18 protein-coding genes are annotated in these 15,146 nt (G+C 63.0%); 14 read left to right on the plus strand and 4 right to left on the minus strand.

What is annotated here, in order from left to right:
• Positions 1 to 177 precede the first annotated feature (177 nt).
• The 5 genes from QFZ57_RS14910 (at position 178) to QFZ57_RS14930 (ending at position 6,733) form a co-directional block, all read left to right on the plus strand.
• Entirely contained in the window at positions 178 to 1,236 is a 1,059-nt protein-coding gene (locus tag QFZ57_RS14910; RefSeq protein WP_306900762.1) for a LacI family DNA-binding transcriptional regulator, read from the plus strand.
• Between the two features lie 264 nt (positions 1,237 to 1,500).
• Positions 1,501 to 2,721: an ABC transporter substrate-binding protein gene (locus QFZ57_RS14915; RefSeq protein ID WP_306900763.1), complete on the plus strand. Its 1,221-nt coding sequence runs from the start codon at positions 1,501 to 1,503 to the stop codon at positions 2,719 to 2,721.
• 4 nt (positions 2,722 to 2,725) lie between these two features.
• Entirely contained in the window at positions 2,726 to 3,649 is a 924-nt protein-coding gene (locus QFZ57_RS14920) for a carbohydrate ABC transporter permease (protein ID WP_306900764.1), read from the plus strand.
• Positions 3,646 to 4,554, plus strand: coding sequence for a carbohydrate ABC transporter permease (locus QFZ57_RS14925; protein WP_306900766.1), 909 nt, complete (start codon positions 3,646 to 3,648; stop codon positions 4,552 to 4,554). The genes QFZ57_RS14920 and QFZ57_RS14925 overlap by 4 nt, the downstream gene beginning before the upstream one ends.
• Before the next feature lie 37 nt (positions 4,555 to 4,591).
• Positions 4,592 to 6,733 carry a beta-galactosidase gene (locus QFZ57_RS14930; protein ID WP_306900768.1) on the plus strand — a complete coding sequence of 714 codons (2,142 nt, stop codon included), beginning with the start codon at positions 4,592 to 4,594 and terminating at the stop codon, positions 6,731 to 6,733.
• A 290-nt stretch (positions 6,734 to 7,023) separates the two neighbouring features.
• On the opposite strand, the gene QFZ57_RS14935 is transcribed toward QFZ57_RS14930, so the two are convergent.
• Positions 7,024 to 7,338 carry a hypothetical protein gene (locus QFZ57_RS14935; protein WP_306900769.1) on the minus strand — a complete coding sequence of 105 codons (315 nt, stop codon included), beginning with the start codon at positions 7,336 to 7,338 and terminating at the stop codon, positions 7,024 to 7,026.
• Between the two features lie 145 nt (positions 7,339 to 7,483).
• Here QFZ57_RS14935 and QFZ57_RS14940 point away from each other — a divergent pair, with 145 nt between their 5' ends.
• Entirely contained in the window at positions 7,484 to 7,633 is a 150-nt protein-coding gene (locus QFZ57_RS14940; RefSeq protein ID WP_306900770.1) for a hypothetical protein, read from the plus strand.
• On the opposite strand, the gene QFZ57_RS14945 is transcribed toward QFZ57_RS14940, so the two are convergent.
• From QFZ57_RS14945 to QFZ57_RS14955, 3 genes are all read right to left on the minus strand, one after another.
• Positions 7,617 to 8,054 (minus strand): hypothetical protein, encoded by a 438-nt coding sequence (locus tag QFZ57_RS14945; RefSeq protein WP_306900771.1) that lies wholly within the window; start codon positions 8,052 to 8,054, stop codon positions 7,617 to 7,619. The two genes, QFZ57_RS14940 and QFZ57_RS14945, sit on opposite strands and share 17 nt — an antisense overlap.
• A 79-nt stretch (positions 8,055 to 8,133) precedes the next feature.
• Positions 8,134 to 8,361 (minus strand): helix-turn-helix domain-containing protein, encoded by a 228-nt coding sequence (locus tag QFZ57_RS14950; protein WP_306900772.1) that lies wholly within the window; start codon positions 8,359 to 8,361, stop codon positions 8,134 to 8,136.
• Between the two features lie 519 nt (positions 8,362 to 8,880).
• Positions 8,881 to 9,555: a hypothetical protein gene (locus QFZ57_RS14955; protein WP_306900773.1), complete on the minus strand. Its 675-nt coding sequence runs from the start codon at positions 9,553 to 9,555 to the stop codon at positions 8,881 to 8,883.
• 401 nt (positions 9,556 to 9,956) lie between these two features.
• On the opposite strand from QFZ57_RS14955, the gene QFZ57_RS14960 reads away from it, so the two are divergent.
• The 8 genes from QFZ57_RS14960 (at position 9,957) to QFZ57_RS14995 (ending at position 14,847) form a co-directional block, all read left to right on the plus strand.
• The gene (locus QFZ57_RS14960; protein WP_306900774.1) at positions 9,957 to 10,313 is read left to right on the plus strand and encodes a PASTA domain-containing protein; all 357 of its coding nucleotides are present in this window, start codon (positions 9,957 to 9,959) and stop codon (positions 10,311 to 10,313) included.
• A gap of 102 nt (positions 10,314 to 10,415) precedes the next feature.
• A complete protein-coding gene (locus QFZ57_RS14965; protein ID WP_306900775.1) occupies positions 10,416 to 10,931 on the plus strand; it encodes a hypothetical protein in 516 nt (171 codons plus the stop codon).
• A gap of 315 nt (positions 10,932 to 11,246) precedes the next feature.
• Positions 11,247 to 11,417, plus strand: a complete 171-nt coding sequence (locus QFZ57_RS14970) for a hypothetical protein (RefSeq protein WP_306631128.1) — start codon at positions 11,247 to 11,249, stop codon at positions 11,415 to 11,417.
• A 164-nt stretch (positions 11,418 to 11,581) separates the two neighbouring features.
• A complete protein-coding gene (locus tag QFZ57_RS14975; protein WP_306631129.1) occupies positions 11,582 to 11,974 on the plus strand; it encodes a nuclear transport factor 2 family protein in 393 nt (130 codons plus the stop codon).
• Between the two features lie 185 nt (positions 11,975 to 12,159).
• Positions 12,160 to 12,318, plus strand: coding sequence for a hypothetical protein (locus QFZ57_RS14980; protein WP_306631130.1), 159 nt, complete (start codon positions 12,160 to 12,162; stop codon positions 12,316 to 12,318).
• A gap of 431 nt (positions 12,319 to 12,749) precedes the next feature.
• On the plus strand, positions 12,750 to 13,925 hold the full coding sequence (locus tag QFZ57_RS14985; protein WP_306900776.1) for a serine hydrolase domain-containing protein: 1,176 nt from the start codon (positions 12,750 to 12,752) through the stop codon (positions 13,923 to 13,925).
• A 29-nt stretch (positions 13,926 to 13,954) separates the two neighbouring features.
• Positions 13,955 to 14,308 (plus strand): hypothetical protein, encoded by a 354-nt coding sequence (locus QFZ57_RS14990; protein ID WP_306900777.1) that lies wholly within the window; start codon positions 13,955 to 13,957, stop codon positions 14,306 to 14,308.
• A gap of 146 nt (positions 14,309 to 14,454) precedes the next feature.
• The gene (locus tag QFZ57_RS14995; protein WP_306631133.1) at positions 14,455 to 14,847 is read left to right on the plus strand and encodes a nuclear transport factor 2 family protein; all 393 of its coding nucleotides are present in this window, start codon (positions 14,455 to 14,457) and stop codon (positions 14,845 to 14,847) included.
• The last annotated feature ends 299 nt before the right edge of the window (positions 14,848 to 15,146 follow it).

The raw sequence follows: 15,146 nt of genomic DNA on the forward strand, positions 1-15,146 counted from the left end.
AACCCGGACCCAGTGCAGAGGCGGCCATGATCGCAGGCTACCGGCTTGAACCCCTTCCGGACCGCCTCGCCTAAGGGCCGAGGCTGTGTGACTGTCGCGCCATCAATGTAACGGCTTGGTCACGAAGAGCTTCCATCTGCTTGACAGCGCTGTCAGTAGGCGAGTTAGATCACACTCATGAATGACAGCGCTGTCGAACCAGTTGGCAAAGAGGCCGCGAAGCCCCCGCTACCACGTCTCTCGGATGTAGCGGCCCACGCTGGTGTATCCCCCAAAACTGTGTCGCGGGTTGTAAACAACGAAGCGAATGTGCGGCCCCAGGTCCGCGCGCAGGTTCTGCAGTCGGTGGCCGCCTTGGGGTACCGCCCGAATCCCGCGGCACGTGCCTTGGTCACTCAGCGCACGCATCAAATCGGTCTGATCGCCACGGCAAGTTCGCTCTACGGTCCCACCGCCGGTTTGTTCGGCCTGGAGCAAGCGGCGTGGAAAGCCGGTTACTCGCTGACACTCACAACCATCAGGGAGGCCGCCGGGCCGGAACTTGAAGAAGCTCTCCATTACCTGGTGCTGCGGGGCGTGGAGGGCGTGATCGTTTCCGGCGCTGCCGGGATTCTCCATCTGGCACCGTCGGCGCTCGCCGGCATGCCACTTGTCAGCACCTGCCCCCTCACTGACGACTCAGCAAACCACGTGATGGTCGACTCTGACCAGGTGGCTGGTGCAAGGGCTGGCGTACGTCACCTGTATGCCCTGGGGCACCGTCGTATTGCCCACCTCGCCGGCCCGCTGAGCTGGGACTCGGCAGCTCGGCGCCGCGACGGATGGCAGCAAGAGTTGAACGAACTGGGCCTTGACCCCGGGCCGGTCATCGAAGGTGACTGGTCGCCGAAATCCGGATACGAGGCGGCGCTGGCTCTTGACCCCACTGCGGCGACTGCCGTCTTCGTTGCCAATGACCACATGGCAATGGGCGCCATCCGCGCCTTCACAGAGAAGGGCATCCGCATCCCGGATGACATGTCAGTCGTCGGCTTCGACGATGTTCCCGAAGCCGCCTACCAAATGATCCCCCTTACAACGGTGCGCCAGGACTTTTCATCTGTCGCGGAACGCTCCGTCGCCGAGCTAGTACATCTGATCGAGAAACAGGCGGTCGGGAACACCGCCATCCACCTCCCCACCGAGCTCATCGTGCGTAGATCGACCGCACCTGCACCAGAACAGCGCGCGAACTGAAACTCCCCTGACTCCTGTGAGAGGGAACATCGCAGTGTTCCCCGGCGCAGCGGCGTGCCGGCCTCACGGACGATTTGCCGCAAGCACACCAACCCTCCATCGAAAGCAGACGCCATGTCACGAGAAATTTCACGTCGCTCCGTCCTTGCAGCGTTCCCTTTGGCTGCCCTAAGTGTTAGCGCTCTCACTGCTTGCGGTGGTGGAGCGACTCCAGCTTCGGGAGGCCCTGCCTCCCCCATCTCCCAAGCCGACATCGATGCGGCCATGAAAAAGGACACAAAGCTCGCCTTCTGGACCTGGGTGCCGGACATCCAGAAGGAAGTGGATCTGTTCCAGGCGAAGTACCCGTCAGTGAAAGTTGAAGTAGTGAACGTGGGGCAGGGCGGGGCCCACTACCAGAAGCTGCGGGCGGCGATCCAGGCCGGAAAGGGTGCCCCTGACGTCGTGCAGATGGAGTTCGACAAACTGCCGTCATTCACACTTACCGACAGCCTCCTGGACCTCACCCCGTACGGCATCGGAGACCTGAAGTCCGACTACCCGGGCTGGGTGTGGTCCGGGGTGACTCCCGGTGGCAAGGGTATCTATGGCGTTCCTCAGGACACCGGCCCCATGGGGATGCTGTACCGCGAAGACCTGTTTACGGCTGCCGGACTCACGGTCCCCAAGACGTGGGACGATTTCGCCGCGGCAGTTACGACCTACCGCGGTAAGAACCCGTCGAGCATGCTTACGAACTGGGCGCCGAGCTCTGAAGCGAACATGCTGGGCCTCTTCTGGCAGGCCGGGGGCCGCCCCTTTTCCTACGACGGTGCAAAGAGCGTCAAAATCAACCTCACCGGAGACGCCGCCTGCAAGAAAGTCACCGCCTACTGGAACGATCTCTTCAAATCCGGCAACATCGGCAACGAACCCGACTTCAACGACGCCTGGTACCAGGGGCTGAACAGCGGGAAGTACGCGTCCTGGCTCACGGGCGCATGGGGGCCGGTCTTCCTGCAGGGAACCGCGAAGAGCACGGCCGGCAAATGGCGTGCCGCACCGCTGCCGCAGTGGGACACGTCCAAGCCGGCCAGCGGCAACTACGGTGGTTCCACCGACGCCGTCCTGAAGTCCAGCGAGAACCCTATTGCAGCCGCCATGCTTGCCCGATTCGTGAACACGGATGAAAAAGCGGCACTGACCCTGGCCAATGAACAGTTCCTCTTCCCGCCGGCAACGAAAACCCTGAACAATCCGGCCTTCGCTGACGCGACGTCCAGCTTCTACGGGGGCCAGAAAGTCAACAAACAGTTCACCGACATCTCCATGACCGTCCAGGAGGGGTTCCAGTTCCTGCCCTTCAACGACTATGCCGCCTCCAGCTACGACAAAACCATGGGCAAAGCGATCGGCGACCGCGGCGACCTGAATGCAGCATTAGCCGCTTGGCAGGATGACCTGGTGCAGTACGCCAAGGGACAGGGATTCACCGTTGCAAGCTGAGACCGTGACCCAGCCAGCTCAGCCGGCTCTGGAGAAGAAGCCGGTCAACATCGCAAAGCGGCGCCAGTATGTGGCGGCCTACGCCTTGTCCATGCCGTTCATGGTCGTGTTCGCGTTAATGATCGCCGTCCCCTTGTTCTATGCGGGCTACCTCTCGTTCTTCAAAAAGCAGCTCATTGGCGGTGTCTCGTTCGTCGGCATGGACAACTACGCCCGCGCCCTGACCGACCCGTCCTTCCTGGGCGGCGTCGGCCGCATGGCGCTGTTCCTCGTGATCCAGGTTCCGGTCATGCTTGGCCTGTCCCTGCTCTTCGCCCTCATCCTGGACAGCGGAATGCTGCGCCTGCAACGGTTCATCCGGCTCGGCGTCTTTCTGCCCTACGCAATTCCCAGCGTCATCGCGACTTTAATGTGGGGCTACCTGTACGGGAAAGACTTCGGGCCATTCGCGCAACTGGCCAAGTCGCTGGGGCTTCCCGCACCCGACTTTCTTGCCGGCGGCAATGTCCTGTTCTCCATCATGAACATCGTGACCTGGGGATTCGTCGGGTACAACATGATCGTCATGTACGCGGCCCTCAGGTCCATACCCGCCGAACTGTATGAAGCCGCGCGCGTGGACGGTGCCAGAGAATGGAGACTGGCCTGGTCGATCAAGATACCCGCCATCAGGGGTGCGTTGCTGCTGACCACGATCTTCTCGGTCATCGGGTCCTTCCAACTCTTTAACGAACCGAACCTCCTGCGCGTCATCGCCCCAGCGGCCATCGGACAGGACTACACGCCGAACATGTACGCCTTTCAGCTGTCCTTCGTGAATCAGGACTCCAACTACGCGGCCGCTATTGCTTTCCTCTTGGGGATAGTAATCATGGCGGTCAGCTATGGGGTCCAACTGACGGCCAACAGAAAAGAGAAGGCCTCGTGACCGCCACAGACACTGCCCAGGTTGTAACGCGAAACAGCGCGGCGAGCCCGCCACGGCGCAAGCGGTCGGGCAAGAGCACGCTCCTGACCGTCGTCATGCTGTTGTGCCTTGTCTATTTCCTGCTGCCTATCTTCTGGCTTGTCGTTGCCTCAACGAAGGCGAACGATGACCTGTTCACCAGCTTCGGCCTCTGGTTCTCCAACATGAACCTGGCCGAGAACCTGCACAATGTCTTCACCTTCCAGAATGGTGTGTTCGGCCACTGGATGCTCAACAGCCTGATCTACGCGATCGCCAGTGGTTTCGGCGCGTCTGCGCTGGCCACCGCTGCCGGCTACGCCTTCGCGAAGTACAGGTTCCCGGGCGGGAACGCTATGTTCACCATTGTGCTGGGGGCCGTGATGATCCCGATGACGGCGCTGGCCATCCCCACCTACCTGCTCTTTGCCGGCGCGAACCTGACCAACACCGTGTGGGCAGTGATCCTGCCCTCACTCGTGAGCCCTTTTGGCGTGTATCTCATGAGGGTCTACGCCGCCGACGCTGTCCCTGATTCACTCATTGAAGCAGCACGCGTTGACGGTGCCGGGGAAATGCGGATCTTCTTTCAGATCGTCCTGCGGCTCCTCGTGCCCGGCTCCATCACAGTGCTGCTCTTCACACTCGTGGCCAGCTGGAACAACTATTTCCTGCCCCTGATCATGCTCAACAGTCCCGACCTGTTCCCCCTTCCTGTGGGACTGGCCCAATGGCAGGCGGCGTCCGCGGCCGGATCAGGATCCCAGGCCCTCTTCTCCACCGTCATCACCGGCTCCCTTGTCTCGGTACTCCCGCTCATGGCCGCCTTCTTGTTCCTTCAGCGCTACTGGCAGTCCGGCCTCGGCAGCGGTGCCGTCAAAGCCTGACCCCTTCCCTCTCCTCTTCAACGAAAGCAAAAAATTCATGTCTGAACGACCCCGCAAAGTACTCTTCGGCGCAGCCTACTACCACGAATACCAGCCCTCCCCCCGCCTCGAGCAGGATCTGGACCTGATGGCGGCCGCCAATATGACCGTTATCCGCGTCGGTGAATCCACCTGGTCCCAATGGGAGCCCGACGACGGCCGGTTTGATCTGGAATGGATGACCCCGGTCCTTGACGGCGCCCACCAGCGAGGGATCTCGGTCATCTTGGGTACGCCGACCTACGCGATTCCGATGTGGCTCGCGCGCCGGTACCCGGAAATTGCCGCCGAAACCAAGACCGGCCAGCCGCTGGGCTGGGGAGCCCGGCAGGAAGTGGACTACACCCACCCCGCGTTCAAATTCCACGCCGAACGCATCATCCGCAAGATCATCCAACGCTTCGCGAATCACCCTGCCGTGATCGGCTACCAAGTCGATAACGAACCCGGTCTGCTCGCCTTCCACAACCGGGGCGTCTTCCAGCGCTTCACGGACGAACTCCGGCATCAATACGGAACGGTGGAGAACCTCAACAAGGAATGGGGCCTGGCCTACTGGTCCCACCAGCTCTCCACCTGGGCGGACCTCTGGACACCCGACAACAATGCCCAGCCGCAATACGACCTCGCCTGGCGGCGGTTCCAGGCCCGGCTCACCACAGAATTCCTGCAGTGGCAGGCCGCCATCGTCCGCGAATACTCCACACCGGAACAGTTCGTCACCACCTGCATCGCATACGACCGGCCCTCCCAACACGACCAGGACATGACCCTGGATTTCGACATCACAGCAGGCAACCCCTACTACGCCATGCAGGACGCTTTCGCCATTCCCCCGTCGACCACCACACCCCAAGGGTGGGCCACTTCCGGCGCCTGGACGCTCTTCCAAAGCGGAGACCGGATGTACTCATCCAAACAAGCCCCCTTCCTGGTCACCGAAACCAACGCCGGCGCCATCGGCGGATCAGCAATGCAATACCCGGCATTCGACGGACAGTGGCGGCAGGCAGCGTACGCATTCATCTCCCGCGGCGCCGAAATGATCGAATACTGGCACTGGGCAACCAACCACTACGGCACCGAAACCTACTGGATCGGCGTCCTCCCCCACGACCAGAAACCCGGACGGGTCTACCACGAACTCGCCCAAATCGGAGCGGAACTCAAAGCCGCCGACGAAGCATTGGTCGGCCTCACGCCAGATGCCAGCATCGGCATGATCTACTCCAATCACTCCAAATGGGGACTGGCCGCCCAGCCCTGCTTCCTGGCCGAAGCCCCCATGACCGGAGACGAACGCTCCTACCAGAAGATCTTCGAAGCCTTCTACCAAGGAGCCTTCCGGGCAGGGGCCCCCGTCCGTATCCTTCACGACCGACAGATCACCGGCAGCGAAGGCCAGAACCTGGACCCTGCCCAGGTCGCCAAGGACCTGCCCGTCCTGATCGCCGCCGGCCTGTACATCGCCGACGACACACTCCTGGACTGGCTGCGTGCGTACGCTGAAGCCGGCGGACACCTCGTGCTGGGTATTCGCACCGGCTACGCGGACCACGAGGCCCGCGCCCGACTCGAAACCAAACCCTCGCGGTTGGCAAAACAAGCAGGGGTCACTTACCAGGAATTCTCCCAACTGGATACTCCACTCGACCTCGAAGCCGCCGAAGGTCTGGAGCTCTCTCCCGGAAGCCGCGCCACCCGCTGGATCGACTACCTCAAGCAGCAAGAGGGCAGCATCCTTGCCAGTTACTTGCACCCGCAGTTCGGCCGCTACCCCGCCATCACCACCACGAAGGCGGGATCCGGTAGGATCACCACCGTCGGCACCCTGCCAAATACCGACCTGGCCGCAGACATCATCCGATGGCTTGCCCCGGAACGCGACGCAGGCTGGGAAGACCTGCCCGAGGCTGTCACCGTACACTCCGCAACCAACGCAGCCGGCCGCCGGCTGCACTTCCTCCACAACTGGGGTTGGGAACCCGTAACTGTTGCCTCACCGGTCTCCTTGGGCGACCTGCTCGACCCGGATCAGATAAACCTGACCAAGATCGAACTCGCTGCCTGGGACGTGCGGGTCCTCATCGAAACCTCGATACAGCAACGCGACGAAATAGCAGCTTCGAACGCACCGTAGACGGGGCGACCGGAAAGGCCGCCATTGCAATTTCGGTGCGACGGGGAGGGGTCTGGGCATCCCGGACCTCTCCCCCGGCTTAAGCCGCAGCCGCTTCGGGATGAGCTGTCATCCTCGACCAGGCACTGCAGCGGATAAGGGAAGCAGCGGAGTGGGCATGCCCTCATGCGCTGGGGTCATCACTTTCTGTGCGGGGGCCAGAGCAGATCCGCCCGTGGCACTGGCGGGGATCTCTGCTGCCCCGTCTGCACACATGAGATCCATAGACCCTGGCCCCTTCCCTGAGGACCTCATGAGCACCAAAAATCTACAACGGCTTCCGGCTCGCCGAAGGCACCGACCTGGATGCCTTCAAGCAGACCGTCCGATCTGTCATCGACCCGCTCCGGGATCAGGAAGACCTGAAACTGCTGGCATCGATAGCAAAGTACATTGACTCGAAGTGGCTGGAGGGTGAACCCATCGAAGCCGGCGCTGCCGCGGCCGCATACGACCAGTGGATTGAGGCCCAGCGCGGCATGAGCTCCTACAGCTACGACCACGACCTGAACCGGTTCGAGCTCAGCATCGGCACCGACCCGGGGGACCGGCCGCATCATGGTCATCGTCCGCTCCGAAAACCACACCCTCCTGGAGGCCTTCAAAGACCTCCCTGGCGTGGAGGAGTTCGGCTACTGGGACAACACTGACTCCTACCCGTAGGGCGTCACGCGGTCCGACTGGAAGGTCCGCGAAGCCGCCTGAAACAGGATGCTCCCCAGCCTTGGCCGGATCTCGGACACCTGGGTCCTGCGGGACACCGTGGACATCGGCAACGAACTGCGGGACGTCCACCGCATCCTGCCCCACGTCTGGCGCCCGTACCGGGAGCTCCCCTTTCGGGTCAGTCGTTCATATTGAGGCTGACTTCATTGTCGTCTACGCACAGTCGAATGCTGATCCGGTTCTCGTACCCGCCGGCACAGTCCGGCCTGTAGACCGTGCCGATCTCCATTTCGTAGCCGGTGGAGTCCACCAGCTGCTGAAGGTCGACAGGTCCGGGCGCCTCCCAGTTCCTGTACAAGGTGTGGCACGAGTGATCGAACGGGATGCAGGTGATGTCGTGGTGCGGCTCGTCGCTCCAGACGAGCTTCCAGTCCGTAGGCGCAATGCCGTCCGCAACGGAAACCAGCCTGTGGATCTTGGCGGATTCATTGACCGTAGCCGCTACGAACAGGAAGATCAGCGGCAAAATCACGGAACCGGCCGCCAAAAACCACGGCCAGCGCGGCGCCTTCGGGCGCGGCAGCGGCTGTCGCTGCCAATGCATGTACTGCTCCATCTTGTCCCCCAACCCTCAATGTTCGTCTCCAATCCAAACATGCGCAGAGTCGGTCCGGGCGGCCGCCGCGTCTGACCGGCTAGTCCCGGTCGGGCAAGGTGGTCTTCTCTGCGTATCGCGACCTTCCCGCGGCACGCTTTGGCCGCACCGCCTCCTTGGGTGCCGGCGCCCCGTCGTAGGTCTTCTTGTACCGGTAGAGGGTGGCCTTGGACCATCCGACCGTCTTGGCCGCGTGCTCGGCGGTCTTACCCTGGGCCATGAGCTCCCGGGCCGTGTTCACCCGGTCCCTGGCAATGGTCTCATCCATCGGCGCCGGCCCGAACCGGACCCCACGTTTCTGGCCGCTGATCACCCGGCCCGCACCCGCTCATTGATGAGCTCCCGCTCATACTCGGCCAGGGTGGCCGTGATCCCAGTTGCATACGGCCCTGGGCGCTGGTCGGGTCGAGATTGTCCATGATCGAGTGCAGCCGGATGGGCCGGAATGGCGCCGGTCAAGCATGAAACCGGCGCGAGTAAAGCTATGAGGGCTGGCTTGAAGCGCATGTACTTCTCCTTCGAACCGTCCCGGCGCCACTGCCGAGCCTGGGACCATGTTGAAGGAGACCTCTTCCTGCGGGTCACAATCCTCCCCAGTGCCAGAGCTGTCAAGGAGTCACGGGCCCGCGGCCGAAGGTACCCACAACCCCCTGTCACAAGCTGGTTGCTCGTCACCTAGAGCAGTGCGGTCGCTCTATTGATGCCGGTTTCGAGGGCGCCCAGATCGCTGACCTGCCGGCGGCACTGGAACGGTTCCGCTGTCGGCTTCACGAGAGGGGCAGTGCGCTCATGGGCCTCTCAAGTCGTTCGGAATTCGCACCAGAGCGGGTAGTGGTCTGAGATCCGCCAGGAGACCTCGCTGCGGGTCAGGCCCTGGAAGACGTGCGGGATGAAGTCGAACGTTCCGGCCCCGCTGGCCGTAGGCCAGGCCCGTCAGCAGTGAAGTTCCGGCCGGCTTGGAGAACCATGCGATCTGATCGTAGAAGTGCTTGGTCTTGTCTTCTTCGAAGATTGTCCGCGGGACGGCGTTCAGCTCCGTCGGTGCCCACAGGCCCGTGGAGATGAACGCTTCGTAGAGCGGGTCGCCGATTCGGTCCAGGTTGAAGTCGCCGAGCACAATGAGGTTGGAGTTCCAGTCCTTGGGCCGGACAGCCCAGTCGTGCATCCATTCCGCGAGCTCAGTGATCTCGGGCAGCCGCTCCGCGTCGTCCTTGCCCCAGAGGATGTGGACGGAGGCGAGGGTAAACGCCGCCCCGGCACGCGTGAAGCTGGCCGTGTACGGAGTGCTGGGGAACTGACGCTGCGGGTCCTCCCCGATCGGTGGCAGCACGATTTCCCCGACCAGGCCGGCGGGCTGGACCCGGCTGCTGTCGTACAGGAAGGCGAGGCGTTCGCCCTTGCCGGCCGCTCCTTCGGTGACATCGGAGACGACGACCTGCCACTGGTCTCCCAGACTGGCCAAGAGCCGTTTGAGGGCCGTCGGGTTGCGTTGCGGCGGGACTCCCGGACGGGGACGACGTCGAACCGGGAGATGACCGCGGCAAGGCAGGCGATGGCGTGCCAGTCCCTCTTGGTCGAGTCTTTGGGCCCCGCCAGCCACTTGGCTGTCAGGTCGCCCAGGGCGCGGATGTTCCAGGTCCCGACCAGCAGGTTGGAGTTCGTCTCGGCCGGCATCGCGGCGTCGAGGGCTGCCATCAGCCGGCCCACGTCTTCTCTTACTGCTGCCGGTGGCTGCTCCGTCATGACTCCATGCAAGCAGATCTTCACGGAGTTAAACGCAGACACACCCGATGGCCGCGGGCCTCGCGCGTACCCAGTATGTCCACCGCTCAAGAGACGTACTGCCGCGGCTAGGCTTCGACTATGCGTAGAACATTGGCGGTACTGGCCGCCGTCGTTATGGGCCTGACCGGTTGCAGTGCCCAGCCGGTGTCCGGTCCGTCGGCTCCGCCGCCCGTGTCACCGCCGGCGGCGGCCTCACCGGAGAGTGTGGTCCTGGAGAGCTTTGTGGGAGCCAAGCTCGACGACGTCCAGCACGCGCTGGACCAGCTGAAGCTGAAGCACGAAGTGGTTTCCGGGGACGGCAAGAAGGTCCTCGTGGCGTCGAACTGGACGGTGACCGGCCAGGACCCTGCTGCCGGCACCGAGGTGAAAACAGGCAGCACCATACGGTTGACCGTCACCGAGGCAGGGGCCTCCCCCGCCGCCTCCCGGCCGTAGTCAGCCTGCCCGCGGCTACTGGGTGCAGGTCCGGGGACACCGCCTCGCTGCATGGCGTCTCTTAAGTCGTCTTTACAGCCGCACGCAGGTAAGTTGTGGTCTATGACATTGGGGGATGCCACCGCGGTGGCGATAGATCCGCGGGCCCTGGCCTTCGGCTACGCGCAGCGCCGGTCCTGGGTTTTCTTTGCCTGGTGGTACGGGGCAGTAATCGCACTTCCCGGGGCGGTCGACGCGGGGCTCTCCGGGTTGCTCGGCCAGGAACCGGACCGGGGCATCTTCATGATGATCCTTGGTACAGCCATCTCCGTCGTGGGCTGGCTGGTGACCTTGGGCGTGCGGTTCTCGCGCAAGCCCCCCAAACCTGCCTCCGACATCCCGCGCGTGGAACAGGCCATCCGGATCAGCCCGCACGTCATCAAATTCTCGGTGATCGGCGCGGCAGTGATCGCAGCCAGCTTGGTCTTGCTCACGCCCAACGGCAGGTCCCCCGAATTGCTTCCGATCATTGGCCTCATCGCTGCCGCCCAGCTAGCGATAACCGGCGGCATCGGTTACTCGGGCTGGCTCATGAAGAACAGCGGGGAGCTCTACGCGCAGAGGCTGGAACGCCGCTGACCCTGGCCAGCGCTAAGTCGGTGCAGACCCTGGCCGTTCGCCGCGGTCTGCACCGACTAATTAATTACTGGTCGCTTCCGTTACAAATACGGGATGGGCTTGCGTACATATTGCTAAGCATGCTTATTATGATCTCAGTTGGATGGGGATCCGGTTGCGAAGGGGAATCGATAAGGGTGCGCTCAGCGAACGGGGCGCGCCTTTTTCGTGCCCAGGCGCAACTGGGCCAGCTACTGGTCCCTGCTTGTGCAAATTCCGGCTCCGACGCGGAGTTTCGCCCAGGGCCGCCCGCCCTGCAGTCCTAGAGTTTCGCCCATGCACCCCTTAGTGGCGATCAGCCTGGTGTTCCTCACCGGGCTTGCCTGGACGGGCACCATCCTGACCCTGTTGGTATCCCTGGCGAAAGCCCGACGGCGGGCGCGGGCTGGGCGCGTTGAGGGCGCCGCGGAGTCTCGAATACCCGAGGTGAGCGCCACGCCAAGGTAGCCTCTTGCTGCCTGCTCCGACCCCTGGGCCGGGAAGGTTGTGCAGACCATTCTGGGCACCAGAAGGTTGCCGTGCTAACCCGGGCCGTTCGCCTCTCGACGGGGCCACAGCCCAGGCCTAGCCTGTCCCTGCAGTAACCCGACAACAATGACAGAAGGCCCGCAATGGGAGCACAAGAAGATACGGCACTGGTTCGGCGCGGCTACGAAGCCTTCATCGCCGGCGACATGGACACACTCAGGGAACTATTCACCGAGGACGCTGTCTGGCATGTCGGCGGAAGCGGGGGCCTTTCCGGGGACAAGAAGGGCCGGGACGCGATCCTGGCCTATTTTGGTGAGCTGGGCTCTCGCTCCCAAGGGTCACTCAAGCTCACCCTGGAAGACGTGGCCACGGGTGACAGGCACACCATCGGGGTCCAGTCGAACCACGCGGAACGCGACGGTAAGTCCCTGGACCAGCGGGCGGTCATTGTTTTCACCATCTCCGGCGGCAAGGTAACTGAAGCCCTGGAGATCGCAGAGGATACGGGTAAGTTATCCGATTTCTGGTCCTGATTCTGGCCGGCGACGCCAGGCCAAGGGCGACGTGAAGCAGGCTGGCGGAAAGGTCAAGGACGTCTTCAAGGACTGACAGGTTTTACGGGAAGGGCGCGCTCAACGAACGGGGCGCGCCTTTCCCGTGTCCGGGCAGGGCAAGCTTTCCCGCGTCGCCTAGGTTCAACGACTACTTGGGGGTAGCGATGAATCCTGGGCAAGCCTTTGGCATTCTCGGCATCCTGTACGCGGTCTTGACGATTGCGCTGGCCGGCATGGCGGTGTTCGCCTTGGTTCTGGTCATCATTTTCCTGCGGCTTCGCATTGCCGAGATGAAGCGGGCCGCGCGGGCCGGGGACAGCTGATGCGCCGGAAGGACTGAGGTTGCTGCGTACCCGTCCGCCGGCCACGAATGGCCACGGCACAATAAGACCGACGACCAGGAGGAGCGCATCCTGGCGTCTGGCTGCACACCCAGCGCATCGACTATCGGGCCAGGAGGCTCACCGATGCCAAGGAAAAGCAGCTCAAGGAGGTCATCCCGGCTGGTGGCAAGGGGGCCCGCGGCGCGGTGCGAGCAGTCGCTGACCGCTTAGCGGGCGGGCCCGTGTGCGGCAATGCGTGGCTGGGAAACAAAAGGTGGCGGCCAGAAATCAGGCCAGTGGGTTGAAGCTTCCTTGCCATGAGGGTCAGCCGTAAAATTGAGCTGCTGGGACGGCGGTGCCGCCGCAGGTCTGGCCGGATGTGGTGCCGCAGACGGCCAAAACCTGTCACGTCGTCCCGAGCGGACGCAGCAATGAGCACGAAGAACCGCGTTTGGAGGCGGGCGAGCCTCGCCGTCGTCCTCCTTCTGTCCGGCTGTACCTATTCCACCGATGAGCCTGCACCGTCATCAAGCTCACCGAACCCCTTCGCACCCTTGGAAAATCAGGTTCAGCTGTTCCTTGATGAGGGCGCGGTCGCCGCCGTCGTCCAGATCCGCTGGCCCGAGGGCGAGTGGTCAAAGGCCTACGGCGTGAGGGATCTTGAATCCAGAACGCCGGCGCAGCCCACGGACCGGATACAGATCGCCAGCGTCACCAAAACGATGACGGCCGTGGCGGTGTTGAAGCTCGTAGAGGACCACCTCATCGGCCTCGACGATCCCGTCAATGACGTGATACCCGGATTCACGTCGGCACTCAAGCCGCCGGCGCCGATTACCGTCAGGCAGCTGCTCAGCCATACCTCCGGCATGCCCGAGGTCAACGAGGCTGGGCCACAAGATGTTGACTTCCGCCCTGCGATCTCTCAGAAAATGACAATGGAGAGTGGGTTGAAGCTGGCTGGGACTCTCCCCTGGCCCGCAGCCAGCGTCGGGACTTTCAAGTACTCGAATACGAACTACCTAGCCCTCGGCCTCCTGATACAGGAACTGCGGCACAAGCCGTTCAACCAGGTCATGCAGGAGGAGGTGTTTGAACCCCTTGGGTTGAAGAATACGAGCCTGAAACCCGTCGACCTCCACACGCCCGGACTTCTCCACGGCTATGCCACCATCCGGGGTGAACGGGTCGACGTCACAGACAACACCGCCTGGGCGGGTAACCCGGCCGGAGGGGCAACCTCCACTGTCGAAGACGTGAATCTCTTTATGTCCGCCCTCTTCACCGGCCGGGCGGTCTCGTCGGCGTCGCTGAAGGAAATGAAGACCAGCCCCGGATTCGCCCCCTACGGGTTGGGCATGTGGGAGCATCCGGACGGGTGTTCGAAAGAGTCCAGGCACGAGGGCCTAGGCTCGCTTTGGGGCCATCAAACAACAGCCGTCAGCAGCGCTGATGGGCGTTACCAGGCAACGATGACAGTGACGGTGCCACCGCTGCCGACCGGACTCGAGGACCCAGCCAGTGAGGAGAAGCGCAATTTCATGAACGGCCAAATGGAGTCCACCCTCAACGAGGCCCTGGACCGCCTATGCAGGCCCGCTGGCTGAACTTGCCACTAGCTGGTGGGGTGTGGTGCGTGGCCGCCTACCTACTGATCGGTACCTGGGTCTTCGGCCCTGCCGGCAAGCTGCCTTCCCTGCGGCAGGCGGTGGTGTTCCTGCTGCCACTCGTTCCCCTGATCCGGCTGGCTTACCCTGAGTACCGGGCCAGGACCCTGCAGGCAGTCGTGGAGGTTTTCCTGGCCGTTGCCGCCGTCGTAGTTGCCTTCGCCGTTCCCGCCCCGGAAGGGTCCTGGAGCCCGCCGTGGGCGTACGCCTGCGGGGCCGCGACCCCGGGGCTCATGACCGCCTGCTGGGCCTGGCGCCTTCCCCACCGTTGGCGTCTGCAGCATGAGGGACCATCGTCTAGGACCGGGGCTGGAATAGCCTGAATGACCCAGATGACAATTGGAATCCTCCAGGAGGAACAGCCGGCCAACTGGGGGCCATGTAGGGGGCCTGTCCCCCTCGACTGGGCCGTCGCCCGGGCCTAATCTGTCCTCGCAAGCATCCGACACTGGCGACCGAGGGGTCTGAAATGGGAGCACAGGAAGACGTCGTACTGGTCCGGCGCGGCTACGAAGCGTTCATCGCGGGCGACATGGACACGCTCGGGGACCTATTCACCGAGGACGCCGTCTGGCATGTCGGCGGAAGCGGCGCCCTTTCAGGAGACAAGAAGGGTCGGGACGCAATCCTGGCCTATTTCGGTGAACTGGGTTCGCGGTCTAAAGGGTCAATCAGGATCACAGTGGAAGACGTGGCCAGGGGCGACAGGTATACGGTCGGGGTCCATTCGACCTATGCGGAGCGCGACGGCAAGTCCCTGGACCAACGGCAGGCCATTGCATTCAGCATCTCCGGCGGAAAGGTGACCGAGGCCCTGGAGCTGCAGGAAGATACAGCCAAGGCATCCGACTTCTGGTCCTGACTTTCGACCAGCTACATATTGGTGGTGCTTCCGCTGTAAATACCCAGCCGACTTGCGCGCTAATTCCTCAGTATGCTTACTATAGGTGTAGCCGAATGCGAACGGCTGCGAACGGGAGAATCGAAGGGCGCGCTCAGCGAACGGGGCGCGCCTTTCCCATGTCCTCAGAAGCGTCTACACCTCGTCCAGTAGCCCAGGGGCAACGGCCAGGCCGTCCAGCCGAACGACGAACCGCTGCGGTAGTGACCTCCCCTGGCACAACAAAACCGACGACCAGGAAGAGCGCCGCCTGGGCGTGT

It is taken from the genome of Arthrobacter sp. B1I2, assembly GCF_030816485.1.
Lineage (GTDB): Bacteria > Actinomycetota > Actinomycetes > Actinomycetales > Micrococcaceae > Arthrobacter.